The sequence below is a fragment of the Sphingomonas sp. PP-CE-3G-477 genome, from assembly GCF_003050745.1.
Lineage (GTDB): Bacteria > Pseudomonadota > Alphaproteobacteria > Sphingomonadales > Sphingomonadaceae > Sphingomonas.
The window spans coordinates 325792-352685 of sequence record NZ_QAOF01000004.1 but is presented as its reverse complement, the minus strand read 5'-3'; the positions used below and the strand labels follow the sequence as shown (position 1 = coordinate 352685).

Sequence of the window (26894 nt, the reverse complement as noted above, 5' to 3'; positions counted from 1 at the left end):
CAGATGGCACATAAGAAAGCAGGCGGCTCTTCGCGCAACGGTCGCGATTCGGCCGGTCGTCGCCTCGGCGTCAAGAAGTTCGGTGGCCAGGCGTGCGTCGCCGGCAACATCCTCGTGCGTCAGCGCGGGACGAAGTTCTATCCGGGCACGAACGTCGGCATTGGTACCGACCATACGCTGTTCGCGCTGGTCGATGGCCGCGTCGTGTTCAGCCAGGGCAAACTTGGTCGCAAGTTCTGCTCGGTCGAGCTGGCAGCGAACGATACTGCCGACATGGCAGCAGCAGCCGAATAACATCGGGTAACCATCCGGGTTGCCCACCAGGGTGACCCGGGTCGCGAAAGCGAACCTGAACAAGGGAGACGGGTCACCCCGGCTCCCTTTTTTATTGCTCCCTCCCCCCTCGCCTGTCGCTGCCGTGTCATCCGGACATGGTATTCGTCGGGCGCGATGCGTGAAGGAGAGAGCCGTGTTCGCGCGCACCAAGAGACTGACATTGCGGCCGGGTTGGCCGGAAGATGCGCCTGCACTGACGCACGCGATCTGCCACGAGTCGGTGGTCGCCAAGCTGGCGCGTGCGCCCTGGCCGTATGCGCTGGGCGATGCCGAGGCGTTTCTCTCGGAGCCGCGTGGGCCGCACGAGCCGCGATTCCTAATCGAGACCATGGAAACCGGTGCGCCGCGACTCGTCGGTGGGATCGGGCTTCAGGTTGCCGAATCGGGCCATGAACTCGGCTATTGGCTGACGCCAGATGCCTGGGGGCGCGGGTATGCTACCGAGGCTGGTGAAGCCGTGGTTGCGATGGCGCGGCATGCGCTGGGCCTGCACCGGCTGGATGCTTTTCATTTCGTGGACAACCCGGCGTCGGGGCGCGTGCTGGCGAAGCTCGGGTTTCGGCCTACGGGGCGGGTCGAGCCGCGGACGTCGCGGGGGCGGGGTGGCGAGGCGCCTGCAGTGATGTTCGAGCTGGATCTGGATGACGATCGATGTTCGCCGATGCCTTTGGCGGCGTGATTCGCAGCACCGTCGCCGCACAATCGCACATTACCTCGGCGAAGGCCGGGGCCCAATTGGAAAGGTCGCAGTAACGGAGCGATGACCTCCGTTCGCAACGTTCCCCAATTGGGCCCCGGCCTTCGCCGGGGTGGTGCTTCAGTTTATGTGGGTAGCCCCTCAGCAATAGCTGTTCCCCCGCGAAGGCGGGGGGCCAGGAATCACGGGCGATGGCGTTTGGTATCCTGGGCTCCCGCCTTCGCGGGAGAACTAGGACGTAAGAGGGAAGCTTGGAGTCCGAGGCTCAGGCCACGGCCACAACCCGCTTAGCAATCGGCAACACCGCCGCCTCATACTCGCTCTCCGCCAAGCCGATCAGCGCGCGATCGTCATGCTTCCACGGGTGGAACCCCGGCAGGAAATACGCCGCCCAGACGCCGGCGATCTTGCGCGCCATTCCCGGATTACCGAACGCGTACCACGCCATCCGCGCCCATACCCGAGGCCCGGTCAGCCCGTCCTGCCGCAGCAGTTCCGCCATGCCTCTCGCGCGTCCGGTGAAGAACCGCCACGTCGTGATCAGCATCACCAGCGACTTCACCCGCCAGCGCGTAAACCGCGGCCAGTCCCGCGTTGCGTGCAGCCACGTGTCGTAGGCGACGCCCTTGTGCTCGATCTCCTCGGCGGCATGCCACAGCCAGAGCGCCGCCGCCTGCTGATCGCCACCCGCGAGGTGCTTCGGATTGGCGATCAGTTCATGCGCCAACATCGCGGTGAAATGCTCGAGCGCAGTGGTGGCGGCGAGGCTCGCAATCTCGGGCCTCCCCTTTGTCAGCGCCAGCGCCGCATCAACGTCCACAATTAGCGGCGCGACGTCATACCCCTGGTCGGTGACGTGGCGGTTGAACGCGACGTGCTCGCGCGTGTGTATCACCTCCTGCTTGATGAAGGCGTTGATCTCGGCGTGGAGTTTGGGCGGCGTGCCCTCGCGGAACTTCCGGACGCTGTCGACGAAATAACCCTCGCCCTTCGGAAACGTCACCGACAGCGCGTTGTAGAACGCCGTCGCGATCGGATCATCGTTCAGCCACCAGCGGCGAATCGTGGCGCTGCGGCCGAAGCGGCGGTCGCGCGGGGTGATCGTCAGATCGGCAGGCGTGGTTGCTTTCGCCACGGAAACCTCCAAACAGGAATGAACACTCGTTACTTACATTGATGTAAATAGGTTTCCCGGTCCGTGACGTCAACACCGCGCAAGCGCCTCTCCCCCACCGAATCGCGTGAAGCCGCCGTCGAGGCCGCGCGGGCCCTGCTTGTCGAGAGCGGCCCCAGCGCCGTCACGCTGAAGGCCGTGGCAGGCCGCGTCGGACGGACGCATGCCAATCTACTCCACCATTTCGGTTCGGCGGAGGCGCTGCATACCGCGCTGATCACGCGGATGGCGGCGGACATCGTCGGGACGATCGGCGCGGCGGTGCTGCGCGTGCGGGCGGGCGAGCTCGACCCGCGTGAGGTTGTCGAGATGACCTTCGACGCGTTCGGCAAGGGCGGCGCGGGGGCGCTGGCGAGCTGGATGATCCTGTCGGGCAATACCAATGCGCTCGATCCGATCCTGACCGCGATCCACGACCTGGTCGACGAGCTGGCGGAGGGCGACATGCCCGGCGATCAGCCGATCCAGGAGCAGACGTTGACGCTGGTGCTGATGGCGCTCGGCGATGCGCTGATGGGGGCACCGATGGCGCGCGCGCTGGGGCTGCCGGTCGGCAAGGCACGCGAACTGGCGCTCGACGCACTGCTCGCGAGCAAGGACGCCGCCGCCCCTGCCCGCTGCTAAGCGCATCGGTTCGGGGCTCGAATCGTGAGCCGAATCGCAGAGGGTGGAGATTTTCGCCAATTTCGCTATGGGGCGGCGATGCATTTTCTAGACCAAGCCAAGATCTACGTACGTTCGGGTGAGGGCGGCCCCGGTGCCGTCAGCTTCCGCCGCGAGAAATATATCGAATATGGCGGCCCCGACGGCGGCAATGGCGGTAAGGGCGGCGACATCGTGTTCGAATGCATCGCCGGCCTGAACACGCTGATCGACTTCCGTTATACGCAGCATTTCCGTGCGCCACGCGGCTCAGGCGGATCGGGCTCGAACCGGACCGGCGCGGGCGGCAAGGACCTCGTCATCCGCGTTCCGCTCGGCACGCAGGTGCTGGCCGAGGACAAGGAAGAGGTGCTGATCGACTTCACCGAAGTCGGCCAGCGCGAAGTGCTGTTCCGCGGTGGCGATGGCGGGCGCGGTAACGCGAGCTACAAGACGTCGACCAACCGCACCCCGCGTCAGCACGGCACCGGCTGGCCGTTCGGCGAGGCGTGGGTCTGGCTGCGGCTCAAGCTGCTCGCCGATGCGGGCCTCGTCGGCCTGCCGAACGCGGGCAAGTCGACCTTCATCAACCAGGTGACGAACGCACAGGCCAAGGTCGGCGAATATGCCTTCACGACGACGCGGCCGCAGCTGGGCGTGGTGCGTCACAAGCAGCGCGAGTTCGTGGTCGCGGATATTCCGGGGCTGATCCAGGGTGCTGCCGAAGGTGCGGGTATCGGCGATCGGTTCCTCGGGCATATCGAGCGCTGCCGGGTGCTGCTGCATCTGGTCGATGCGAACGACCGTGACGTGGCCGAATCGTACCGGATCGTGCGCGACGAGCTAGAGAATTACGGCGAAGGGCTCACCGACAAGAAGGTGATCGTCGCGCTGAACAAGATCGACATGCTCGATCCGGAACTGATCGCGGCGTTGTCGGCGGAGCTGGCCGAGGCCAGCGGTGCCGAGGTTATGGCGATTTCGGGGGCGAGTGGTGCTGGTATCGAGGCGGTGCTGGACCAGCTGATCGAGGCGATCGGGCCGGCGGCGGGCGCGGCGAAGGAACTGGAAGAAGGCGAAGTGCCGGTCGCATGGTCGCCGCTCTGACGTCTTGCTTGGCCCTCTCCCCTGCGGGGAGAGGGTTGGGTGAGGGGCTGTTCCGGGCGCTAACGCTTGTGGCTGCCCCTCACCCCGGCCCTTTCCCCTTAGGGGAGAGGGAGCAGTGATGTTTCCGCCTTCGTCTTGCGCGCGGCTGATCGTGAAGATCGGGTCGGCGTTGCTGGTCGATCCTGATGGGAGCGTTCGGCGAGAGTGGCTGACCGGGCTTGTCGCCGACATCGCTGCTCGGACCGGTGAAGGCCAGCAGGTTGCGATCGTGTCGTCTGGCGCGATTGCCTTGGGCGCACGCCGGCTTGGTCTCGCAAAGGGCGGCCGCGCAAGTCTTGAAGACGCGCAGGCTGCCGCAGCCACTGGCCAGATCGCGCTGAGCCAGGTCTGGGCCGAACTCCTCGCCGCGCAGGGGCTTAACGCGGCGCAGATCCTCGTCACGCTGGACGACCTCGAAGACCGTCGGCGGTATCTCAACGCCGCCGCAACGCTCAATCGGCTGTTGTCCCTCAAGGTCGTGCCGGTCATCAACGAGAACGACAGCGTCGCGACCGAGGAAATCCGGTTCGGCGACAATGATCGCCTCGCTGCCCGCGTCGCGCAGGCAGCGGGCGCGCAGGGCGTGATCCTGCTGTCCGACGTCGACGGGCTCTACACCGCCAATCCGCATACCGATCCGTCCGCGACTCATATTGCCAGCGTGGGCCGGATCGATGCGGTTGCGGGGATGGCGGATGACGGCTCGGGCTCGGGGATGGGATCGGGTGGGATGGCGTCGAAGATCGCCGCGGCGCGGATCGCGACGGGTGCGGGTATTCCGTTGGCGATCGCTTCGGGGCGGATCGAGCATCCGCTGTCCACCCCTGCCCGCCATACGATCTTTACGGCTGAGCGGACGTCGTCTGCGCGGAAGGCTTGGTTAGCGGGGGGACTGACCGCGAAGGGTGCGATCCATGTCGATGCTGGGGCTGCGGCTGCGCTTGGACGAGGGCGGAGTTTGCTGGCGACTGGTGCGACCCGGATCGACGGGGGTTTCGCGCGGGGTGATCTGGTGACGATCGAAGGGCCTGCCGGGACTGTCGCGCGGGGGCTTGCGGAATATGATGCGGCGGATACCGCGCGCCTGCTCGGCCGGCATAGCGACGATCATGCGGCGATCCTTGGCTATGCGCCTCGATCTGCGCTGGTGCACCGCAATCACCTGGCGCTCGTATGATCGGCCAAGCCTTGTTCACCCGCGAAGGCGGGTGCCCAGACTGGGCACCCGCCTTCGCGGGTGAACAATCTTCTGTCTGGGGAATGGGCTCATGATTCTCGCGATCACTGGCGGCACCGGGTTCGTCGGTAGCCACCTGATCGACCACGCGCTCGAGACCGGGCACACCGTCCGTGCGCTCGCGCGGAAGCCGCAGGCCAAGCGCATCGGCGTGACCTGGATCGAAGGCGCGCTGGATCGGCCGAAGAGCCTCGCGACCTTGGTCGAGGGCGCCGACGTGGTCATCCACGTCGCCGGCGTGGTCAACGCGCCCGACCGCGCAGGCTTTGGCAAGGGCAACGTGGCCGGCACCGAAGGCATCCTCCAGACGACGCGGGCGGCCGGCATCCGCCGATTCGTCCACGTCTCCTCGCTGGCCGCGCGCGAGCCGACGCTGTCGAACTATGGCTGGTCGAAGGCCGAAGCGGAGACGCGTGTGCAGACGTCGGGGCTGGACTGGACGATCGTCCGCCCGCCCGCGATATTCGGCCCGCGCGACCACGAGCTGCTCGACGTCTTCAAGGCGGCACGGTCCGGCTACATCCCGATGCCCCCCGCCGGCACGCGCGTTTCGTTGCTGTACGTCGAGGACCTGACCGCGCTGCTGCTCGCGCTTGCCGAGAGTGACGATGCGCCGTCGATCATGGAGCCCGACGACGGCGTGCCGAACGGCTGGGACAATCGCGACTTCGCGCGCGCGATTGGCGTGGCCGTGGGCAAGCCAGTCAAGGTCTTCTCCACACCCCGTGCACTCCTGAAGCTCGCGTCCGCCGCCGACCGGCTCGTCCGCCGTCGCAAGGCAAAGCTCACGCGCGACCGGGTTAGTTATTTCTGCCACCCCGACTGGGTCTCGCACAAGCCGCCGCCGGCCGCGCTGTGGACGCCGTCGGTTCCGACCCCGCAGGCACTCGCGCAAACCGCGGCGTGGTATCGCGCCGCCGGGCTGCTATAGCGCCGAAAAGCCGCCGCAATTTCCTGTCAGGGATTGCTGCGACACCGAAGGGATTATCATGAGCGACCGCCAGCAGATCTACGACACCGTCACCGCGCAGATCGAGCCGTTCAACAAGAAGGGCGTCGCCCTCGCCGACGCGACGACGTTCCAGGGCGACCTGGAGTGGGACAGCCTGACCGTGATGGATTTCGTCGCGGCGATCGAGGACGAATTCGACATCATCATCACGATGAACATGCAGGCCGAGATCGAGACGGTCGGCCAGCTGGTCGATGCGGTCGCGAAGTTGAAGCAGAACTGAAAAACACCGTTCGTCCCGAGTAGCCATCGAGCTTGTCGAGATGGCGTATCGAAGGACATGTACCTCGATACGGGCTCTCGGCTTCGCTCGATCCCTACTCGGCACGAACGGCATAGACCGACACATTCCAACCTCATGGAATCCGATATGACCGAAGCCGCCACCACTGCCCACGCCCTCCCCGTCGACGCTCCGGAGGTCGACCCGAAACGCGACCTCATGTCGAAATTCGACGCGCTGATCGCCGAACGCGAGGCGCTGATCGCCAGTGGCGTGCGCAATCCGTTCGCGATCGTGATGGACGAGGTGAAGGGCCCGACGCAGGCGGTGATCCGCGGCAAGGACACGATCCTGCTCGGCACGTACAATTACATGGGCATGACGTTCGATCCCGACGTGATCCAGGCGGGCAAGGATGCGCTCGACGCGTTCGGCTCGGGCACCAACGGCAGCCGGATGCTCAACGGCACGTTCCACGATCATATCGACGTCGAGCAGGCGCTCCGCGAATTCTACGACGTGACCGGCGCGATCGTGTTCTCGACCGGGTACATGGCCAATCTCGGGATCATCTCGACGCTCGCCGGCAAGGGCGAATACGTCATCCTCGACGCAGACAGCCACGCCTCGATCTATGATGGCTGCAAGCAGGGCAATGCCGAGATCGTCCGCTTCCGCCACAACGACGTCACCGATCTCGACAAGCGGCTCGGCCGCCTGCCGAAGGAGGCCGGAAAGCTGGTGGTGCTCGAAGGCGTCTATTCGATGCTCGGCGACATCGCGCCGCTGAAGGAGATGGTCGCGGTCGCCAAGAAGCGTGGCGCGATGGTGCTGGTCGACGAAGCGCACTCGATGGGGTTCTTCGGCCCCAACGGGCGCGGCGTGTACGAGGAGATGGGGCTGACCGACGAGGTCGATTTCGTCGTGGGGACGTTCTCGAAGTCGGTCGGCACGGTCGGCGGGTTCGTCGTGTCGAACCATCCGAAGTTCGAAATGGTGCGGTTCGCCTGCCGTCCGTACATCTTCACCGCCTCGCTGCCGCCGTCGGTGGTCGCCACCGCCGCGACCTCGATCCGCAAGCTGATGACCGCGCACGACAAGCGCGCGCAGCTCTGGAAGAACGCGCGCCGGCTGCACGGCGGGCTGAAGGCGATGGGGTTCAAGCTCGGCACCGAGACGTCCGATTCGGCGATCATCGCGGTGATCCTGACCGACCAGGAACAGGCGATCGCGATCTGGCAGTCGCTGCTCGAAGGCGGTCTGTACGTGAACATGGCGCGCCCGCCCGCGACGCCCGCGGGAACGTTCCTGCTGCGATGCTCGCTGTGTGCGGAACATACCGACGAGCAGATCACGACGATCCTCGGGATGTTCGAGACCGCTGGCCGCGCCGTCGGCGTGATCGGCTGACGGTTTCCTCCTCCTGCGGGGAGGAGGGAACATCCGTGAAATGTTCGATCCGTACCGGCATTCCAGGTCATTGCGTGTGGGCAACGACGCGTTAGGATACCGGCCGTGACGCAAGACGAGGTCGAGACTGCGGCCCAGGGGGGCGGGGCGAGATGGCGGCTGGCCATGCTCGTCGTGATGGGCCTGCTCGGCGCGGCTGTGCTGGTCGCGCTGATCGTGACGCTCGGCAATGCCAACCGCCAGCGTGATCGGGCGCTGGAACTGCAGGCTCACAGCTATGATGTGATGATCCTCGCGCGGACGCTGTCGGGGACGATCGCGCGGTCGGAGGCGTCGCTGGGGCGCTATGTCATCAGCGGCGACAAGCAACTGGGCCAGCTGTATTTCGACGAATGGCTGCTCGCCGGGACGCAGATCGACCGGCTCGACCGGATCACCAACGACAATGCCGAGCAGCAACCGCGGGTCGACCGGCTCCGGGCCGCCTATGAGTCGCGCGGACGGGAACTGTCGCTGACCGCGCTCAACACGAGCTACGGGAAGAATGGCCAAGCCTTCGCGCGCTATTATCAGGCGCGGAAATCGCCGACGCTCGCCGAGATCAACACGACTCTCGACACGCTGATCGCAGGCGAGCGCGCGTTGCTCGACGACCGGACGGCGGCGGCGATGGGCTCGGTCGAGCGGTCGAGCTGGGTCGCGGGGGTGCTCGCGATATTCGGCGTCCTGATCGTGCTCGGCGCGATCGTGCTTGGCTGGTTCACGATCCGCGCAGTCGGCGATCGGGCGACCGCGCTGGCCGATGCCGAGCTTGAACGCGAACGTGCGGACGAGCTGACCACCGCGGTCGCCGCCGCCACTGCGGAACTGCGCGTACAGGAAGCCAAGCTGCGCCAGATCCAGAAGATGGAGGCGGTCGGGCAGTTGACGGGCGGGATCGCGCACGACTTCAACAACATGCTGGCGGTGGTGCTGGGCGGCCTCGAACTCGCACGCCGCAATCTGGCGAGCGATCCGGCCAGCGTCCGTCGCCATATCGACAGCGCGACCGAGGGCGCGAACCGGGCGGCGGCGCTGACCCGCCGGTTGCTCGCCTTCAGTCGCGAGGATTCGCTGAAGGCCGAGACGATCGACGCGGCCGCGCTGGTCGCCGGGATGTCGGACCTGCTCGACCGCACGCTGGGCGACGCGATCACCGTCATCGTCCGCGACGATGCGGCGGGCGGGTGCGTCCGCGCCGACCGCGTCCAGTTGGAGAACGCGGTGCTGAACCTAGCGGTCAACGCGCGCGACGCGATGAACGGGCGCGGCACGCTGACCGTCGCGACCGGCACGACGGTTTTGGCAGCGGAGCAGGTCGGGCGGTGCGCGGCGGGCGACTACGTCACGATCACGGTCGGCGACGATGGCTGCGGAATGGCGCCCGATGTCGCCGAGCGCGTGTTCGAGCCGTTCTTCACCACTAAGGAGGTCGGCAAGGGCACCGGGCTCGGGCTGAGCCAGATCTTCGCGCTGGTCCAGCAGTTGCACGGCGAGGTCGGCATCGTCTCAGCACCGGGCGAAGGGACGACCGTCACGCTCTATCTCCCGCGCGCCGCCGAGCTCGTCGCCCTCCCGCTGCCGACCGTCCCGATCGCGATGGTCGAGCCGATCGCGCCGACGATGCCCGAGACGTTGCAGATCCTCGTGGTCGAGGACGATCCGCGCGTGCTGGCCGCGACAACTGGCGCGCTCGAAGAGATCGGCCATCACCCGATCGCGTGCGACGATCCGCTTGCGGCGCCTGCGCTGCTGGCGGCGAACCCGGGGATCGGGCTGATCATCTCCGACGTGCTGATGCCGCGCCAGACCGGGCCGGAACTGATCGCCGCGCTCTCGCCGCTGTATCCGCACGTGGCGGTGCTGTTCGTCACCGGGTTTGCCGGCGAAGTGAACGTCGCGCAGTTCGGCGGGCACGAGGTGCTGCGTAAACCCTTCACGCTCAACGGGCTGGAGCGCGCGGTCGTGACGGCGATGGCCACGGAGCGTCGCGAGACGAACCACCCGATCGCCGCGGAATGATCGTTCACTGATCCGTTGCGATTGAGGATGACGCCTCGCGCGTGCGCCCCTATACCCGCGCGACCCAGCATACCGAGCCCAACCCGCGCATGAAATCCATCGACCGCTACATGGCCCGGCTGATCGCGGTGCCGCTCTTTTCGACGCTGCTGATCGCCGTCATGCTGTTCGTGCTCGATCGCATGCTCGGGCTGTTCAATTTCGTCGCGACGCAAGGCGGCCCGATCAGCGTCGTGTGGCGGATGCTCGCCAATTTGCTGCCCGAATATCTGGGCTTGGGCATTCCGATCGGGCTGATGCTCGGCATCCTGTTGGCGTTCCGCCGGCTGTCGACCTCGTCCGAGCTGGACGTGCTGCGCGGCGTGGGGATGAGCTACAATCGGCTGCTGCGCGTGCCGTACATGTACACGATTGCGCTGGCGCTGCTGAACCTCGCGATCGTCGGCTATGTCCAGCCGATCGCGCGCTATTATTACGAAGGCTTGCGGTTCGAACTGCGCACCGGTGCGCTCGGTGCGTCGATCAAGGTCGGCGAGTTCACCAATCTCGGCAGCAAGATGACGCTGCGGATCGAGGAGAGCAAGGACAAGGGCCGCGAGCTGTCGGGCATCTTCGTCCACGCACAGAGCCCGAACGGCGACTGGCTGGGTGTGACCGCGGAGAAGGGCAAGTTCCTCGCGACCGACGATCCCAACGTCATCATCTTCCGCCTTGCCAACGGTACGCTCGTCCACAACCGGCCAGAGTTCAAGACGCCGCGCGTGCTGACCTTCACCAGCCACGACCTGCCGATCAACCTGCCCAAGTTCGAGAGCTTCCGCGTCCGAGGCGGGCGCAATCTCGAATACACGCTGCCCGAACTCGCCAAGCAGGGCCAGCGCGGCGCGACTCTGGAGCAACGCGATGGCAGCCGATCGGAGTTCCACTTCCGGCTTGCCGAAGTCGCGACGATGTTCCTGTTGCCGCTGCTCGCGCTCGCGCTGGGCGTACCGCCCAAGCGATCCTCGTCCGCGCTCGGCGTGTTTCTGTCGATCGTGATGATCGTCACCTATCACAAGGTGAACCAGTATGCGGCGGACGTTGGCGAACTCGGGCGGATCGATCCGATCATCGCGCTGTGGGTGCCGTTCACGATCTTCGCCGGGCTGATCCTGTGGATGTACTATACGATCGCCTATGTGCCCGGCGGACAACCGATCGGTGCACTCGAACGCGTCTTCTCGAAGACGTTCAAGGCGATCACCAAGCGCATTCCGGGCTTCCGTAAGAGCAAAGCCGCATGAACCTGATCAGCTTCTTCCCGTCGCGGACGGTCGCGATCTACATGGGACGGATGTTCCTGGTGCGGACGTTCGCGGTGCTCGCCGCGCTCGTGCTGGTGCTCCAGGCGCTCGACCTGCTGAGCAACTCGGGCGACATCCTTGCGTTTCCGGGCAATGGCGATGCGCAGATCTGGCAATATGTCGCGTTGCGCGTGCCGCAGATCGTGTCGCGGTTCCTGCCCTTCTCCGTGCTGCTCGGGACGATCCTGACGCTGATCACGATGAACCAGAACAGCGAGATCGTCGCGCTCAAGGGCTCGGGGCTGTCCGCGCATCAGGTGCTCGCCCCGCTGCTGGTGGCGAGTCTCGGCGTGGCGGTGATCAGTTTCGCGTTCAACGACCGGGTGGTGGCGCGATCGACCGCGACGCTGAACCAGTGGCAGAAGGTCAATTACGGCCCGCTGCCGATCGATCGCGGCGACCGCGCCAACGTGTGGGTGCGCGACGGCGACGACCTGATCGAGGTCGCGCAGATCCGCGGGCGCGGTGACGCCACGCGGCTTGGCGGCATCACGCTGTACGATCGCACCGGCGGCAACCTCGTCGCGATCCTGCGCGCGGATCACGGCCGGCGCGTCGCGAACGGCTGGGAGGTAAGCCCCGCGACCCGGTTCGACGTGAAGAGCGGCACCGTCCGCCCCTTGGGCGCGGTCGTGATCGCGAAGGATGTGCGGCCGGACCAGTTCACGCTGGCGAGCGTCGATGCGGACGGACTGTCGTTCGGTGCGCTGAAGGCGGCGATCGCCGACCTGTCCGATGCGGGGCGACCGACCAAGGCGCTCGAAGGGTCGTTGTGGCACAAGCTGTCGGGGCCGCTGTCGTCGGTGCTGATGCCGTTGCTCGGCGCGGTCGCGGCGTTCGGGATCGCGCGATCGGGCAAGCTGTTCGTGCGCGCCGTGATCGGCATGGGGCTCGGTTTCGCGTTCTTCGTCGCGGACAATTTCGCGCTCGCGATGGGCAATCTCGGCGCCTACCCGCCGTTTCTTGCCGCTTGGGCGCCGTTCCTGCTGTTCTTCTTCATCGGCGAGGCGGTGCTGATTCGGTCGGAGGAATAGGGCGCCGCGGGTCGATCGCACCCTTTCGCGACACGGCCCGCGTCCCTATCTGCGCTTCCGAACAACCCTCGGAGCAAGCATGAAATATCTCCACACGATGATCCGCGTGACCGACCCGGCGAAGACGATCGCGTTCTTCGAGACGCTGGGGCTGAAGGAGGTCCGCCGGATGGAGAACGAGAAGGGGCGGTTCACGCTGATCTTCCTGTCGGTCCCCGGCGACGAGGGTGCCGAGGTCGAGCTGACACACAATTGGGACCCGGAAGAGTATGGCGAGGGTCGCAACTTCGGTCACCTCGCCTACCGCGTCGACAATATCTACGACACCTGCCAGCGGCTGATGGACTCGGGCGTGACGATCAACCGGCCGCCGCGCGACGGCCACATGGCGTTCGTGCGGACCCCCGACAACATCTCGATCGAACTGTTGCAGGCCGATCGCCCGCTCGATCCCGCCGAGCCGTGGGCGTCGATGCCGAACACCGGCAAGTGGTGACCTGCTGATGCTCGATATCGTCCGCGTACCGGTGCTTACCGACAATTACGCCTGGCTGATCCATGACACCGTCTCGGGCGAGACGGTGGTGGTCGATCCGGGCGAGGCGGGGCCGGTGATCGCCGCCGCGAAGAAGCGCGACTGGCGGATCGACCGGGTGTGGACGACGCACTGGCATCCCGATCATACTGGCGGCAATGCCGAGATGAAGGCCTATGGCGCCACGATCGTCGGACCGGCGGCCGAGGCGGACAGGATCCCGACCCTCGACAAGCAGGTCGGCGAAGGCGATGTCGTCCGTCTTGGTGCGCACGAGGCGACCGTGATGACGGTGCCTGGTCATACGCAGGGGCATATCGCGTTCCACTTTGCCGACGATGCTGCGATCTTCACCGGCGATACGCTGTTCGCAATGGGATGTGGGCGGCTGTTCGAGGGCACGCCGGCGGATATGTTCGCGAACATGCAACGATACGCGACGCTTTCGGACGAGACCGAAGTGTTCTGCGGGCACGAATATACGCAGAGCAACGGGCGCTATGCGCTGGTTGCCGAGCCGGACAATGCGGACATCGTCGCGCGGATGGCCGAGGTCGATGCGGCGCGCGCGAGGGGTAAGCCTACCGTGCCGACGACGATCGGGCTTGAGCGGGCGACCAATCCGTTCCTACGGGCGACGTCGGTCGAGCAGCTTGCCGCCTATCGCGCGGCGAAGGATGCGTTTCGCGGATAAAGAGCGCATGAGGGTGGCGGGGATTTTGAGGAGCGTTGCGATGCGGATGCGAACCCTGCCACTCTTGATATTGCCGGCCGTCATGCTTGGTGCCTGCACGCAGACCCAGGCGGAGGTCGAGCGCGCGCAGGTCCGCGAGGCTGGCGTGCAGGAGAAGCTGGCGAAGGAACTTGCCGGGCTGGTACCGGGCAAGCCTGAATCGTGCATCAGCCAGTTTCCGCAGAAGCAGAGCTCCGGCTACGGCGCGACGATCCTGTACCGAGTAAATCGGGGGCTGGTCTATCGGAGCGACACGGTAGGTGGCTGCGAGGGCATCGCGCGCGGCGATATCCTGGTGACGCGGACGCCAAGCGGGCAGCTGTGCCGCGGCGATATCGCGCAGACGTTCGACCAGACCTCGCGCTTTCCGACCGGGAGTTGCAGCTTTGGCGACTTCGTGCCGTATCGGAAGCCATGATGCGCGCGGTGCTCCTCGCGGCGTTGGCGCTGCCTCTTCTCGCCGGCCGATCGGACCCGCTTCAGGGGCGCATCGCGGGGGCGCCCGTGCGGTGCATCGACCTTCAGCAGCTCAACGGGCCTGAGATCGTCGATTCGCAGACGATCCTGTATCGGCAATCGGGCAAGCGGATCTGGAAGACGGGGCCGGTCGGCGAGTGTGCTTCGTTACGGCCATTCGATACGTTGATCGTTGACGTTTATGGTGGGCAATTATGTCGGAATGACCGGTTTCGGACGGTGTCCGGGGGTATGTCGATCCCGTCGGGCTATTGCCGGTTTCGCGATTTCACGCCGTATGACAAGGTGAAGTAGACGCATCCCACGCTCCCCAACGATACCACCCCGTCTGTTGCATCACCCCGGCGGAGGCCGGGGCCCAATTGGGGGACGGCGCTGGCTAAGGACGGCACTCCGTGACATCGACCTTTCCAATTGGGCCCCGGCCTTCGCCGGGGTGGTAGAAGTGGAGCCGAACCTCTCCTGTCATCCTGACGTTCGTGGATGACAGGAGGGTTCAATCCTCGAATACCGCCGCCCGCTTCTCCATGTTCGCGCGGACCTGCTCGACCTGGTTGGGCGTGCGGATGACCTTCAGCTGCTCTTCGGTTTCCGCATGCAAGACCGCGGTCGCATCCGCATCCGCTGCGAGGTTATAAAGAGCCTTCGACCCGCGGATCGCGTGGGGGTTCCTCACCGCGATCTCGCGGGCGAGCATCATCGCCTCGCCGAGCGGGTCTTCCGACAGCCGCGTGACGAAGCCGTGCCGCAATGCTTCCGCACCGTCGAACTCGCGGGCGGTGTAGGTGAGTTCGCGCAGCACGTCGTCGCGGGCAAGCGTTCGCCAGAGCGCGATCCCGGCCATGTCGGGGACCAGGCCCCAATACGTCTCGCGGATTGCGAAGCGGGCGCTCGGGTGGGCGATGCGGATGTCGGCGCCCGACATGATCTGGAAGCCGCCGCCGAACGCGACGCCGTGGACCGCGGCGATCACCGGCATCGGCAAGGTGCGCCAGCCCCAGGCGACCTGCTGGACGAGGTTGGCCCCCTCCTCGGTCCGGTCGCCTAGCGCCAGCCCGGAGCCGCCGTTCGCCATCGAGGCCATGTCGAGGCCGGCGCAGAACGCCTTGCCCTCGCCGGAGAGGACGACGCAGCGGACTTCGGCCATCCCCTTGAGCCGGTCGATCGCGGCGGCGATGCCCTCGAACATTGCGGGGTCGATCGCGTTCATCTTGTCGGCGCGCGCCAGGCGGACGTCGGCGATGCCGTCCGTGACGGTAATGGTGACCCGGTCGTTCATTGTGGCGATCCTCTCGATCTTTGTGCGGACGCTAACCGCGCCTGGGTCCGCTCGCAATGTTGCGCGCGGCCACCCGGCGTGTAGAGGCGGGCAATGGCTGGTTTTGATCCACAATGGTTTGCGACGCGCGGGTTTGGCGGGCACGGGGCTGCGCTGGGGATGCGCTATCATGCGCATGGCGACGGCTGGGCGGAGCTTGCGCTGCCCTATGATGAGCGGCTGATCGGCGACCGCGCGAGCGGCGTAATTGCGTCGGGGCCGATCATCACGATGATGGACATGGCGACGAGCCTGGCGATCTGGATCAAGCGCAACGCGTTCGTGCCGCATGCGACGCTCGACCTGCGGGTCGATTACCTGCGGCCCGCGACGCCGGGGAAGACGGTGATCGGGCGCGGCGAATGCTACCGGATCACGCGCTCGATCGCGTTCGTGCGCGGGCAGGCGCATGACGGCGACCCGAGCGATCCGCTTGCGCATGTCGCGGGGACGTTCATGGTGGTGGGCGACGTCGCCGGCATGGGTCTCGACAGGAGGATCGAGCCGTGACGATCGGTTTGCCTCCCTATGCGGAGATTCTACGCGTGTCGGTCGAAGCCGAGGACGGTGCGCCGCCGGTATTGCTGATGCCGTTTGCCGATGACGTGCTCGGGCGGCCGGGGTTTCTGCATGGGGGTGCTATCTCGGGGTTGCTGGAGATGGCGGCGATCGCGGCTTTGCAGCATGCGCTGGAGGCTGAGGGTGGCGGACGGATCAAGCCGGTGAACGTCACGGTCGATTTTATGCGGGGTGGTCGGGATAAGCCGACGCGGGCGGCGGGCGTGGTGACTCGGTTGGGGAACCGGGTGGCCAATGTCGAGGCGACCGCTTGGCAGGATGAGCGGGAGAAGCCGATTGCGGCGGCGCGGATGAATTATCTGATCGTGCGGGACTAGCGCGCTTCTGCTCCCCTTCCGCTTGCGGGAGGGGTCGGGGGAGGGGCGTGCCTCACAGACCGGACGCCAGTACGTACGTCGTGCCCTCCCCTGACCCCTCCCGCAAGCGGGAGGGGAATTTCGGTTACTTCGCGGTCAGTTTGATCAGGCGGCCTTGTGAGTCGCCGCCGTCTTCCAGCACCCAGATCGCGCCGTCGGGGCCTTGTTCGACTTCGCGGATCCTCGCACCCATGTCCCATTGGTCGCCCTTGGCGGCGTTGGTGCCGTTAAGGTCCACGCGGACGAGCGACTTCGAAGACAACCCGCCGATGAACGCGTCGCCCTTCCATTGCGGGAACATGCTGCCCGAATAGATCATCAGGCCCCCGGGCGAGATGACCGGGTTCCAGAACACCTTCGGGGCTTCATATCCGTCGCCGGGCTTGTGATCGGGGATGTCGGAGCCGTCATAGTTGCTGCCGTTCGAGGCGTTGGGCCAGCCATAGTTGAGGCCGGGCTTGATCAAATTGACCTCATCGCCGCCCTTGGGCCCCATCTCCTGCTCCCAGAGATTGCCCTGCTTGTCGAACGCGAGCCCAAGCAGGTTGCGGTGGCCGTAGCTCCAGACTTCGGGTGCGAAGCCCTTCGCCACCAGCGGATTGCCGGGGGCGGGCTTGCCGTCGAGCGTGAGGCGGAGGACTTTCCCCAGCGTCATCTTCGGGTCCTGCGCGGGGGTGAATTTCTGGCGCTCGCCGTTGGTGAAGAACAGGTATTGGCCGTCGGGCGAGAACGCGATGCGGCCGGAGTAATGGCCGTTGCCCTCGACGAACGGCCGCGCGCTGAACAACGCTTCGATCTCGCCGAGACGCGTGCCGCCACCACCATCCGGACGCAGGCGACCGCGTGCGAGGACGACGCCCTTCCCGCCCTCGCCTGCGGTCGAATAGCTGAAATAGACGCGCTGGCTGGTCGCGAAGTCGGGCGCGAGGACGACGTCCATCAGGCCGCCCTGCCCGGCCGAATCGACCGTGAGCGTCGCGACCGTCTGGCGCGACTTGCCGTCGGCGGAGACGAGCAGCATCTGGCCCTTCTTCTCGGTGACCAGCATGCGCTTGTCGGGCAGGAACGTCATCGCCCAAGGCGAATCGAAGTCGGAGACCATTGTCTCCTTGAACGGCTTGCCCGGCGCCGGTTGTGCGGAACAGGCGGTCGAGGCGAGCAGCGTGGTTGTCAGCAACCCAGTGGCAAACAGCGTTTTGCGAATCATGATCTTCTCCCGGAAATCCCTGCGCTAACGCAGCGTACTAAACGAAGGTTGCTCCCGCTTGCGGAGCAGCGCCACCCCGCGTATAGAGGCACCACTTCTCTACATCGCCAGATGAAGAGGCTGCGGGGCTTGCTCCGCGGCGGCAATCACCTGTGCTTTGGCCCTGTTTGGAATTTCGATGGCGAATATCGCCCTGCTGACCGACCTGATCGAACCCGAGGCGACCGCGCTCGGCCTCAGCCTCGTGCGCGTGCGCATGCAGGGCGGCAAGTCCGATCCGACGTTGCAGGTGATGGCCGAGCGCCCCGACACCCGCCAGCTGGTGATCGAGGATTGCGCCGAGCTGTCGCGCCGCATCTCGGACAAGTTCGACGCGCTCGAAGCCGAGGGCAAAGACCCGGTCGGCGAGGACGCGTACCGTCTCGAGGTATCGAGCCCCGGTATCGATCGCCCGCTGACCCGGCTCCAGGACTTTGCCGACTGGGAAGGCCAGGAGGCACGCATTCGCCTCGTCGAGCCGTTCGAGGATCGCAAGCAGATCTCGGGCAATTTGATGGGCGTCGAGGGGACGAAGATCACCGTCGACGTCAACAAGCACAAGCTCATGACGATCGACTTTTCGCAGGTCGCCGACGCCAAGCTCGTCATGACCGACCGACTCATCGCCGCGACCGCGCCGCTTTCCACCGAAGGCGCGGACGAAGTTTTCTATCAAGACACGCCCACCGATGAGCCCGATGCTCACGAGGCCGACACCGAAGAAGGACAGCATTGATGGCCACGGCAGTCACCGCAAACCGCGCGGAACTGATCGCGATCGCGAATTCGGTCGCGTCGGAGAAGATGATCGACAAGGCGATCGTGATCGAGGCGATGGAGGACGCGATCCAGCGCGCCGCCCGCTCGCGCTACGGCGCCGAGAACGACATCCGCGCGAAGCTCGATCCGAACACCGGCGATCTGCGCTTGTGGCGCGTCGTCGAAGTGGTCGAGGCGGTCGACGATTATTTCAAGCAGGTCGACGTCAAGGGCGCGCAGAAGCTCCAGAAGGATGCGGCGCTGGGCGACTTCATCGTCGACCCGCTGCCCCCGATCGAGTTCGGCCGCATCGCCGCACAGGCCGCCAAGCAGGTCATCTTCCAGAAGGTCCGCGACGCCGAGCGCGAGCGCCAGTTCGAAGAGTATAAGGACCGCGCGGGCGAGATCATCACCGGCGTCGTCAAGCGCGTCGAGTTCGGCCATGTCGTCGTCGACCTGGGCCGCGCCGAGGGCGTGATCCGCCGCGACGCGCAGATCCCGCGCGAAGTGGTGCGCGTCAACGATCGCATCCGCTCGCTGATCCTCAACGTCCGCCGCGAGAACCGTGGGCCGCAGATTTTCCTGTCCCGCGCGCACCCAGACTTCATGAAGAAGCTGTTCGCGCAGGAAGTGCCCGAGATCTACGACGGCATCATCGAGATCAAGGCCGCTGCGCGCGATCCGGGTTCGCGCGCGAAGATCGGCGTCATCTCGCATGATTCGAGCATCGATCCGGTCGGCGCGTGCGTCGGCATGAAGGGCTCGCGAGTCCAGGCCGTCGTGCAGGAAATGCAGGGCGAGAAGATCGACATCATCCCCTGGTCGCCCGACATCGCGACCTTCGTCGTCAACGCGTTGCAGCCGGCCTCCGTGTCGCGCGTCGTGATCGACGAGGAAGAAGAGCGCATCGAGGTGGTCGTTCCCGATGACCAGCTGTCGCTGGCGATCGGTCGTCGTGGCCAGAACGTGCGACTTGCGTCGCAGCTGACCGGCAAGGCGATCGACATCCTCACCGAGGCCGATGCGTCGGAGAAGCGCCAGAAGGACTTCGTCGAGCGCTCGGCGATGTTCGAGAAGGAGCTCGACGTCGACGAGACGCTCGCGCAGCTGCTGGTCGCCGAAGGGTTCACCAACCTCGAAGAGGTCGCGTATGTCGAGGTCGAGGAGATCGCCGGCATCGAGGGCTTCGACGAGGACCTGGCAGGCGAGTTGCAGAACCGTGCGACCGAGGCGCTGGAGCGTCGCGACGCTGCAAGCCGCGAGGAGCGTACCGCGCTCGGCGTCGAGGACGCGCTGGCCGGTATGCCGTATCTCAACGAAGCGATGCTGGTCACGCTCGGCAAGGCGGGCATCAAGACGCTCGACGATCTCGCCGATCTCGCGACCGACGAGCTGGTCGAGAAGAAGCGCGTCGAGCCACGCCGTCGCAACGAGGACGCGCCGAAGCGTCCTGAGCCAAAGGGCGGGATTCTCGCGGAATATGGCCTGAGCGACGAGCAGGGCAACGAGATCATCATGGCCGCTCGCGCGCATTGGTTCGAGGACGAGGCTCCGGAGGCTTCGGCTGACGAAGTCGAGGCGGACGAGACTCCGGTGGAAGAGGCTTCGGCTGATGACGCCGTGGTCGAGGACGTTGCGACTGAAGAGACGACTGTCGACGAAGCCGTGGCCGAGGACGTTTCGGCGGACGACGCTTCGGATGAAGACGCTTCGGTTGAAGACGCGGCGGACAAGACCGACACGAAGAGCGAGGGCGACAAGGCCTGATGCCCTTCGTCAGCATCCGCATCTCGGGGTCCGCCACCAAGGACCAGAAGTCCGGCATCGTCGCCGACGTCACCCAGTCGCTCGTGCAGCGGCTGGGAAAGAACCCGGCTGCGGTGCAGATCGTGATCGAAGAGGTCTCGACCGAGAATTACGGCGCGGGCGGCCAGTTGCTGGTCGACCGCGACGCCGCGAAAGCAACTCCGGCGCAGGAGGACGCACATGCGGAACCCTCCCGATGAGGCGCTAGGCGCTACCGAAACCCTGCCTTCCTCCCCTCCTGCAAGCGGGAGGGGACCGAGGGGTGGGCGCCCGGCTTCGGCCAAGGGCGACGCTTCGGCCAAATCTCACGCTTCCAAGGCTAAAGCCAAGGGCGGCAAAGGTGGTGAGCGTGAGCCCACCCCTAGCCTCTCCCGCTTGCAGGAGGGGGATGACGACATGCCCGTTCGCAAGTGCATCCTCTCGGGTGAGCGCGACGTGCGGCCGCATCTTGTGCGACTCGCGTTGTCGCCCGATGGCCAGATCCTTCCCGACGTGCGCGCCAAGGCTCCCGGCCGCGGCGCGTGGATCGGTGTCACGCGAGTCGAGCTCGAAGCCGCGATCAAGAAGGGCAAGCTCAAGGGCGCTCTTTCCCGCGCGTTCAAGACCGGCGAGTTCACCATCGATCCCGAGCTTCCGGCCAAGATCGAATCCGCGCTGGAGCGTAACGCGCTCGACCGGCTCGGGCTCGAATCGCGCTCCGGCACGGTGCTGATCGGCTCCGACCGGATCGAGCAGAACGCACGTCAGGGCAAGCTGAAGGCGCTGTATCACGCGTCCGACGCTGCCGAGGACGGCAACCGCAAGCTCGATCAGGCGTGGCGCATCGGCAACGATGTCGAGGGCTCGGGTTTGCGGGGGTTGGCACTCCCGGTATCGCGCACCATATTGGCGTTGGCGCTGGGGCGGGAAAATGTGGTACACATTGGTCTGACCGACCGCGCTGCAGCAAAGCGGGTGAGCGAAGCGCTCGACCGTTGGCTGCATTTTATCGGCCCCGAACCTTCTTCCGTGTCTTGCGAAACGGCCTCGCAGGGCGCATCGGCGTCACCACAAAATGGGGCGCCACCGATACAACAGGCGTCCGGATCGACCGGAACACGCCCGGCCGTGGACATGACTGAGGAATTTGAGTGAGCGACACGGACAACGAGAAGCCGAAACTTGGCATGCGCGCACCTTTGGGTGTGAAGCGCACGGTCGAGACCGGCCAGGTGAAGCAGAGCTTCAGCCACGGCCGATCGAATACGGTGATCGTGGAAACCAAGCGCGCGCGCGTCCTGCGCCGTCCGGGCGAGCCCGACGTGCAGGTCGCGGATGCCGCACCGGTTGCCGCGCCCGCCCCGGCGGCTGCCCCCGCAGCCCCGGCACCGCAGGCGCGCGCACCGCAGCCTGCGCCCGCCCCCGTGCGTCAGCAGCAGAGCAATCTGTCGCCGCAGGAGCGCCAGGCCAAGCTGCTCCGCGAGGCTGAAGAGCAGCGCATGAACACGCTGGAAGAAGGGCGTCGTCGCCAGGAAGCCGAACGGGCCAAGGCGATCGAGGACGAGCGTAATCGCGTCGCCGATCGTGCGCGTGCCGAGGCTGAAGCCAAGGCGCCGAAGCCCGTCGAGGCCCCTGCGCCCGCACCGGCACCCGTGGTCGAAGCCGCTCCCGCTCCGGTCGCGGCACCGACGCCTGCGCCGGCTCCCGCTCCGGTCGAAGCTCCCGTTGCTGCGGCGCCTGCCCCGGCTCCGGTTGCTGCGGCACCTGCGCCTGCACCGAAGCCCGCTCCCGTAGTGGCTGCTCCTGCGCCGGCTCCCAAGCCTGCGCCGGCGCCTGTCGCTCCGCCGGCACCGCCGCCCATTCTCGAACTGACCCGCGACCCGGCGTTCCCGGCACCGCGCCGGTTCTCGCCGGTGGCGCGTCCCGAGCGTCCTCCGCCGCCGCCAAAGCCTGTCGCAGCACCCGCTGCCGCAGCGCCGACCACGGCTGCGAATGCCGGCACGACCGCGGCTCGCCCCGGTGCGACCGGCGTCAATGCTCCGGCCGGTGGCGTTCGTCGCGACGCAGTGCCAGCACGTCCGCAGCAGCGTGACCGCAAGGGTGACGATCGTCGCACGTCGGGCAAGCTCACCGTCAACCGCGCGCTCGGCGATGGTGATGGTGCACGGGCTCGTTCGCTTGCCGCGCTGAAGCGTGCGCGCGAGAAGGAGCGTCGTGGTTCGGGCGGTCCGCGCGAGGCGCAGGCCAAGCAGATCCGCGACGTCGTCGTCCCAGAGGCGATCACGGTGCAGGAACTCGCCAACCGCATGGCCGAGAAGGGTGCCGACCTCGTCAAGGCGCTGTTCAAGATGGGCATGCCCGTCACGATGACGCAGACAATCGACCAGGACACCGCCGAGTTGCTCGTCACCGAGTTCGGCCACAACCTGACGCGCGTCAGCGATGTCGACCAGGATCTGGCCAACGACACGATCGACGACGCCGAGGAGACGCTGCGCCCACGCGCGCCGGTCGTCACGATCATGGGCCACGTCGATCACGGCAAGACGTCGCTGCTCGATGCCCTGCGCGGCACCGACGTGGTGCGCGGCGAAGCGGGTGGCATCACCCAGCATATCGGCGCGTACCAGGTCACGCTGAAGGACAAGTCGAAGATCACCTTCCTAGACACCCCGGGCCATGAAGCGTTCACGCAGATGCGTGCACGTGGCGCGGACGTCACTGACATCGTCATCCTGGTTGTGGCGGCGGACGACGGCCTGATGCCGCAGACGGTGGAGGCGATCGCCCACACCAAGGCGGCGGGCGTGCCGATGATCGTCGCGATCAACAAGATCGACAAGGAAGGCGCCAATGCCCAGAAGGTGCGCGAGCGCCTGCTGAGCGAGGAGATCGTGGTCGAGGACATGGGCGGCGACGTCCAGGACGTCGAAGTCTCCGCGACCAAGAAGATCGGTCTCGATGCGTTGATCGAGAAGATCCAGCTCCAGGCCGAACTGCTCGAACTGCGCGCCAATCCAGATCGCGCGGCCGAGGGTACGGTGATCGAGGCCAAGCTCGACAAGGGCCGTGGCCCGGTCGCGACGATCCTCGTGAACCGCGGTACGCTGCGGGTCGGCGACATCTTCGTGGTCGGTGGCGAGAGCGGCAAGGTCCGTGCGCTGGTCGACGACAAGGGCAAGCAGATCAAGGAAGCGGGTCCGGCGATGCCGGTCGAGGTCCTCGGTCTGTCGGGTGTTCCGCAGGCGGGCGATCCGTTCCAGGTCGTCGAGAACGAGGCACGCGCCCGCGAAGTCGCGGAATATCGTCGCAGCGTGAAGACCGACAAGCGGACCGCCTCGGTTCCTGCGAGCCTCGAGAGCATGTTCTCGGCGCTGAAGGAAAAGCAGGCGATCGAATATCCGCTGGTCGTGAAGGCGGATACGCAAGGCACGGTCGAGGCGATCGTCGGGGCGATCAACAAGATCTCCACCGACCTGATCAAGGCGCGCGTGCTGAGCTCGGGCGTCGGCGGGATCACCGAGTCGGACGTCACGTTGGCGGCCGCATCGGGCGCACCGATCATCGGCTTCAACGTTCGCCCGAACGCCAAGGCACGCGAGATCGCCGAACGCCAGAAGGTCGCGTTCAAGTATTACGACGTGATCTACGACCTGATCGACGAGATCCGGGCGGGGATGGCAGGCGAGCTTGGGCCGGAGGCGTTCGAGACGGTCGTCGGTCGTGCCGATATCCGCGAGGTCTTCTCGGCGGGCAAGCATGGCAAGGCGGCAGGTCTGCTCGTCACCGAGGGCAACATCCGCAAGGCGCTCAAGGCACGTATCACGCGCAACGACGTCATCATCTACCAGGGCGAAATCGCATCGCTGCGTCGCTTCAAGGATGATGTCGCCGAGGTCCGTGCGGGGCTCGAGTGCGGCGTGACGTTCACGTCGAACTTCGTCGACATCAAGGCGGGCGACGTCCTCGAGACGTTCGAAGTCGAGATGCGCGAACGCACGCTTTGATGAACTGAAGCCCTCTTCCCTGCGGGGAGAGGGTTGGGTGAGGGGCGGTATCGTGCGACAGCGTTCGTGGCAGCCCCTCACCCCCACCCTCTCCCCGGAGGGGCGAGGGAGTTAGAAGAATGAAGACCGATACCCCAGAAGCAAAAGCCGTCCGCTCGTTGCGCGTCGGCGAACAGGCGCGCCATGCCTTGTCGGACATCCTCGCACGCGGCGACGTCCACGATCCGGTGCTCGAAAAGCACCTCGTGACGATCACCGAAGTCCGCATGTCCCCCGATCTCCGCCACGCGACTGTCTTCGTGAAGCCGTTGCTCGGCAAGGACGAGGAAAAGGTACTGAAGGCGCTGCGGACGAACACCGCCTACCTCCAGCGCGAAGTCGCGAACCGTGTGCAGATGCGGTATGCCGCCAAGCTGAAATTCCTCGCGGACGAGAGCTTCGACGAAGGCACGCACATCGACACGCTGCTGCGTGACCCGCACATCGCGCGGGATCTGGCGACCGACGAAGGCTAGGCGAGGACATTCCGCCGTCCCCACTGGACAAGCGCGATGCAGCTTACCCAAAGAATAATCGCGCAGGGAATACCGGTGGCGAAATACCGGTCCGCCGCGGGCAGCAACAGCGCGATTGCACCCGCCGCGATCATCGCCGACCCGGTAGCGTAGTAGACCGGCATGGGTATGCCGCGCGCGAGCGGCAGAAAGTGCAGCCCGACGATGATCGCCAGTATCGGGACCGCGGCATCGGGGATCCCGAACCTGGGGCATAGTGCGAACGTCGCGAATATCGCGACACCCTGAACAGCGGTCCAGGCTCCGATCAGCCGACCAATGCGCTTGGCTTCCGCCGCTGTCCGTACAGGCGACGGTACCCGGCTTGCCCAAACGATCAACGCAGTCGAGATCACGATTGGGACAGCCATTGCGGGCCATCCGAACCCGGTGAAACCGATAGTACCCCAGATCGCTGCGAAGATATTGAGAACCCAGATGGCACCGCGCATTACAATCCCCCGATATCGTGACCGATGGTATCGTGTGGGCGTGCAATGTCCATCCGCACAGTGGACGCATCCCTTGGCGCGCGCCTAGAGACGTCCGATGGCAAAGCTGTATTTCTACTACGCGTCGATGAACGCGGGGAAGTCGACGAACCTGTTGCAGGCGGACTTCAACTACCGCGAGCGGGGGATGCGAACGATGCTGTTCACCGCGGCGATCGACGACCGGTTCGCGGCGGGGACGATCACGTCGCGGATCGGGCTGGAGGCGCCGGCGATCGCGTTCGATGCGGGGACGGATATCGGGGCCTGCGTGGTTCGGCAGCACGGCGAGGACGCTATTTCATGCGTGCTGGTGGATGAGGCGCAGTTCTTGACGTCCGCGCAGGTCGATCAACTCGCGCATATCTGCGACGTGTTTGGGATACCGGTGCTGGCGTACGGGCTGCGGACCGATTTTCAGGGGGCGCTGTTTCCTGGGTCGGCGCGGTTGCTGGCGCTCGCGGACTCGCTGGTGGAGATCAAGTCGGTTTGCGGGTGTGGGCGGAAAGCTACGATGAACCTGCGGGTCGATGGGAACGGGCGGGCGATTGCCGAGGGGCAGCAGACTGAGATTGGCGGGAACGATCGCTATGTCGCGCTGTGTCGGCGGCATTTTTGTGAGGCTTTGGGGTAGGCTTCACCCCTCCCCGTAGATGGGTGGCTGCTCCCGCCTCAATTGAATTCTAGGACTTACGCGCATGCATGGCTGGATCATTCTCGACAAGCCGCTGGGGCTTGGCTCGACGCAGGGGGTGTCGGCGGTGAAGCGTGCCTTGCGCAGCGGCGGGTATGGGAAGTTCAAGGTGGGGCATGGGGGGACGCTTGATCCGCTTGCCACCGGGGTTCTGCCGATCGCGGTTGGGGAGGCGACCAAGCTGGCTGGGCGGATGCTCGATAGCGACAAGATTTATGATTTTACGGTAATGTTTGGGGTTCAGACGGACACGCTCGATGCTGAAGGCGTGAGTATTGCTACGTCCGACGTGCGGCCGACTCTCGCTGCCGTGGAGGCTGTGCTTGCGCAGTTTACCGGGCCTATTTCGCAGGTGCCGCCGGCGTATTCCGCGCTGAAGGTGGACGGGGAGCGGGCTTACGATCTGGCGCGGGCCGGGCACGAGGTGGTGCTCGCGAGCCGGAATGTTACGATCCATTCGCTATCCTCCCCGGTACGGGGAGGGGGACCAGCGCAGCTGGTGGAGGGGGGCTTCCGCGAACGTACCGTTGGTGGCGAGCCCCCCTCCACCCCCGTCCAAGCGGACGGCGGTCCCCCTCCCCGTGCCGGGGAGGAATTGCAGGACGAGCCCCTGCCCCACATGCCGCTCGATGAGATCACGCTTACCGCGCATGTGTCGAAGGGCACCTACATCCGCTCCCTCGCCCGCGACATCGCGATCACCCTCGGCACCGTCGGCCACGTCACCATGCTGCGCCGGACCAAGGCCGGTCCGTTCGACCTCACATCCGCGATATCGCTGGACAAACTGGACGAACTCGCTAAGGCCTCCGCGCTTGAAGATGTACTTCTGCCCTTGAGGGTGGCGCTGGACGACATCCCGGCTCTCTCCCTCACCCCCGACCAGGCAGGGGCGCTCCGACAGGGGCGTATCTTGGCCGGGATCGCCGCAGACGATGGCCAATACTTCGCCGAACTGGACGCTGTCCCGGTCGCGCTGGTCGAGGTCGAGGACGGAGACGTCCGGGTCGTTCGCGGTTTCAATCTGTGATGTCGAGGACATGAA

At 65.9% G+C, this 26894-nt stretch carries 29 protein-coding genes; 25 read left to right on the top strand and 4 right to left on the bottom strand.

The features are described from left to right. Nucleotides 1–3: 3 nt before the first annotated feature. Entirely contained in the window at nt 4–294 is a 291-nt protein-coding gene (rpmA, locus tag C8J45_RS11055) for a 50S ribosomal protein L27 (RefSeq protein WP_056055842.1), read from the top strand. A gap of 175 nt (nt 295–469) precedes the next feature. Continuing rightward, the gene (locus C8J45_RS11050) at nt 470–1015 is read left to right on the top strand and encodes a GNAT family N-acetyltransferase (protein ID WP_258191409.1); all 546 of its coding nucleotides are present in this window, start codon (nt 470–472) and stop codon (nt 1013–1015) included. Between the two features lie 283 nt (nt 1016–1298). On the opposite strand, the gene C8J45_RS11045 is transcribed toward C8J45_RS11050, so the two are convergent. Next, the gene (locus C8J45_RS11045; RefSeq protein ID WP_107963312.1) at nt 1299–2168 is read right to left on the bottom strand and encodes a metal-dependent hydrolase; all 870 of its coding nucleotides are present in this window, start codon (nt 2166–2168) and stop codon (nt 1299–1301) included. A 63-nt stretch (nt 2169–2231) separates the two neighbouring features. Between C8J45_RS11045 and C8J45_RS11040 the strand changes: the two genes are divergently transcribed. The 13 genes from C8J45_RS11040 to C8J45_RS10980 all read left to right on the top strand — a co-directional run bounded on the left by C8J45_RS11040 (nt 2232) and on the right by C8J45_RS10980 (nt 14354). Next, nucleotides 2232–2831, top strand: coding sequence for a TetR/AcrR family transcriptional regulator (locus C8J45_RS11040; protein ID WP_056055838.1), 600 nt, complete (start codon nt 2232–2234; stop codon nt 2829–2831). Between the two features lie 78 nt (nt 2832–2909). Further along, nucleotides 2910–3956: a GTPase ObgE gene (obgE, locus tag C8J45_RS11035; protein ID WP_107963252.1), complete on the top strand. Its 1047-nt coding sequence runs from the start codon at nt 2910–2912 to the stop codon at nt 3954–3956. A gap of 118 nt (nt 3957–4074) precedes the next feature. Next, complete coding sequence (proB, locus tag C8J45_RS11030) at nt 4075–5172, top strand: glutamate 5-kinase (RefSeq protein WP_107963251.1); 1098 nt, start codon at nt 4075–4077, stop codon at nt 5170–5172. A gap of 91 nt (nt 5173–5263) precedes the next feature. Beyond that, a complete protein-coding gene (locus C8J45_RS11025; protein ID WP_107963250.1) occupies nt 5264–6163 on the top strand; it encodes an NAD(P)-dependent oxidoreductase in 900 nt (299 codons plus the stop codon). 58 nt (nt 6164–6221) lie between these two features. Beyond that, nucleotides 6222–6467: an acyl carrier protein gene (locus C8J45_RS11020; protein ID WP_107963249.1), complete on the top strand. Its 246-nt coding sequence runs from the start codon at nt 6222–6224 to the stop codon at nt 6465–6467. A gap of 147 nt (nt 6468–6614) precedes the next feature. Continuing rightward, the gene (locus C8J45_RS11015; protein WP_107963311.1) at nt 6615–7877 is read left to right on the top strand and encodes an aminotransferase class I/II-fold pyridoxal phosphate-dependent enzyme; all 1263 of its coding nucleotides are present in this window, start codon (nt 6615–6617) and stop codon (nt 7875–7877) included. A 165-nt stretch (nt 7878–8042) separates the two neighbouring features. Continuing rightward, complete coding sequence (locus C8J45_RS11010) at nt 8043–9938, top strand: ATP-binding protein (protein WP_107963310.1); 1896 nt, start codon at nt 8043–8045, stop codon at nt 9936–9938. An 89-nt stretch (nt 9939–10027) separates the two neighbouring features. Then, a complete protein-coding gene (gene lptF, locus C8J45_RS11005; protein ID WP_181321191.1) occupies nt 10028–11221 on the top strand; it encodes an LPS export ABC transporter permease LptF in 1194 nt (397 codons plus the stop codon). Then, entirely contained in the window at nt 11218–12315 is a 1098-nt protein-coding gene (lptG, locus tag C8J45_RS11000) for an LPS export ABC transporter permease LptG (protein WP_107963248.1), read from the top strand. The genes lptF and lptG overlap by 4 nt, the downstream gene beginning before the upstream one ends. A gap of 79 nt (nt 12316–12394) precedes the next feature. After that, nucleotides 12395–12811: a VOC family protein gene (locus C8J45_RS10995; protein WP_107963247.1), complete on the top strand. Its 417-nt coding sequence runs from the start codon at nt 12395–12397 to the stop codon at nt 12809–12811. 7 nt (nt 12812–12818) lie between these two features. Beyond that, a complete protein-coding gene (gene gloB, locus C8J45_RS10990; protein WP_107963246.1) occupies nt 12819–13544 on the top strand; it encodes a hydroxyacylglutathione hydrolase in 726 nt (241 codons plus the stop codon). A 40-nt stretch (nt 13545–13584) separates the two neighbouring features. Continuing rightward, nucleotides 13585–14001, top strand: coding sequence for a hypothetical protein (locus C8J45_RS10985; RefSeq protein WP_231420247.1), 417 nt, complete (start codon nt 13585–13587; stop codon nt 13999–14001). Beyond that, the gene (locus C8J45_RS10980) at nt 14001–14354 is read left to right on the top strand and encodes a hypothetical protein (RefSeq protein ID WP_107963307.1); all 354 of its coding nucleotides are present in this window, start codon (nt 14001–14003) and stop codon (nt 14352–14354) included. Before C8J45_RS10985 ends, C8J45_RS10980 begins: the two co-directional genes overlap by 1 nt. 202 nt (nt 14355–14556) lie before the next feature. Here C8J45_RS10980 and C8J45_RS10975 read toward each other — a convergent pair whose 3' ends face one another. After that, complete coding sequence (locus tag C8J45_RS10975; protein ID WP_107963245.1) at nt 14557–15339, bottom strand: crotonase/enoyl-CoA hydratase family protein; 783 nt, start codon at nt 15337–15339, stop codon at nt 14557–14559. Nucleotides 15340–15432: 93 nt separating this feature from the next. On the opposite strand from C8J45_RS10975, the gene C8J45_RS10970 reads away from it, so the two are divergent. Both C8J45_RS10970 and C8J45_RS10965 read left to right on the top strand, forming a co-directional pair. Continuing rightward, a complete protein-coding gene (locus C8J45_RS10970; RefSeq protein ID WP_107963244.1) occupies nt 15433–15888 on the top strand; it encodes a PaaI family thioesterase in 456 nt (151 codons plus the stop codon). 2 nt (nt 15889–15890) lie between these two features. Next, complete coding sequence (locus tag C8J45_RS10965; protein ID WP_107963306.1) at nt 15891–16274, top strand: PaaI family thioesterase; 384 nt, start codon at nt 15891–15893, stop codon at nt 16272–16274. Between the two features lie 124 nt (nt 16275–16398). On the opposite strand, the gene C8J45_RS10960 is transcribed toward C8J45_RS10965, so the two are convergent. After that, nucleotides 16399–17520: a PQQ-dependent sugar dehydrogenase gene (locus C8J45_RS10960; protein WP_107963243.1), complete on the bottom strand. Its 1122-nt coding sequence runs from the start codon at nt 17518–17520 to the stop codon at nt 16399–16401. A 178-nt stretch (nt 17521–17698) separates the two neighbouring features. Between C8J45_RS10960 and rimP the strand changes: the two genes are divergently transcribed. The 6 genes from rimP to rbfA all read left to right on the top strand — a co-directional run bounded on the left by rimP (nt 17699) and on the right by rbfA (nt 24625). Next, the gene (gene rimP, locus C8J45_RS10955) at nt 17699–18295 is read left to right on the top strand and encodes a ribosome maturation protein RimP (protein WP_056065919.1); all 597 of its coding nucleotides are present in this window, start codon (nt 17699–17701) and stop codon (nt 18293–18295) included. Beyond that, nucleotides 18295–20085 carry a transcription termination factor NusA gene (gene nusA, locus C8J45_RS10950; protein WP_107963242.1) on the top strand — a complete coding sequence of 597 codons (1791 nt, stop codon included), beginning with the start codon at nt 18295–18297 and terminating at the stop codon, nt 20083–20085. The genes rimP and nusA overlap by 1 nt, the downstream gene beginning before the upstream one ends. After that, nucleotides 20085–20324, top strand: coding sequence for a 4-oxalocrotonate tautomerase family protein (locus C8J45_RS10945; RefSeq protein WP_107963241.1), 240 nt, complete (start codon nt 20085–20087; stop codon nt 20322–20324). The genes nusA and C8J45_RS10945 overlap by 1 nt, the downstream gene beginning before the upstream one ends. A gap of 196 nt (nt 20325–20520) precedes the next feature. Next, complete coding sequence (locus C8J45_RS10940) at nt 20521–21258, top strand: DUF448 domain-containing protein (RefSeq protein WP_107954755.1); 738 nt, start codon at nt 20521–20523, stop codon at nt 21256–21258. Continuing rightward, nucleotides 21255–24110 carry a translation initiation factor IF-2 gene (gene infB / locus C8J45_RS10935; RefSeq protein ID WP_107963240.1) on the top strand — a complete coding sequence of 952 codons (2856 nt, stop codon included), beginning with the start codon at nt 21255–21257 and terminating at the stop codon, nt 24108–24110. Before C8J45_RS10940 ends, infB begins: the two co-directional genes overlap by 4 nt. A gap of 119 nt (nt 24111–24229) precedes the next feature. After that, nucleotides 24230–24625, top strand: coding sequence for a 30S ribosome-binding factor RbfA (gene rbfA / locus C8J45_RS10930; protein ID WP_107963239.1), 396 nt, complete (start codon nt 24230–24232; stop codon nt 24623–24625). Here rbfA and C8J45_RS10925 read toward each other — a convergent pair. Further along, entirely contained in the window at nt 24622–25035 is a 414-nt protein-coding gene (locus tag C8J45_RS10925; protein ID WP_146168609.1) for a DUF7010 family protein, read from the bottom strand. The genes rbfA and C8J45_RS10925 overlap by 4 nt on opposite strands. Before the next feature lie 178 nt (nt 25036–25213). Between C8J45_RS10925 and C8J45_RS10920 the strand changes: the two genes are divergently transcribed. Both C8J45_RS10920 and truB read left to right on the top strand, forming a co-directional pair. Continuing rightward, nucleotides 25214–25789: a thymidine kinase gene (locus C8J45_RS10920; protein ID WP_107963237.1), complete on the top strand. Its 576-nt coding sequence runs from the start codon at nt 25214–25216 to the stop codon at nt 25787–25789. Nucleotides 25790–25853: 64 nt separating this feature from the next. Further along, complete coding sequence (truB, locus tag C8J45_RS10915; RefSeq protein WP_107963236.1) at nt 25854–26879, top strand: tRNA pseudouridine(55) synthase TruB; 1026 nt, start codon at nt 25854–25856, stop codon at nt 26877–26879. Nucleotides 26880–26894: the final 15 nt, after the last annotated feature.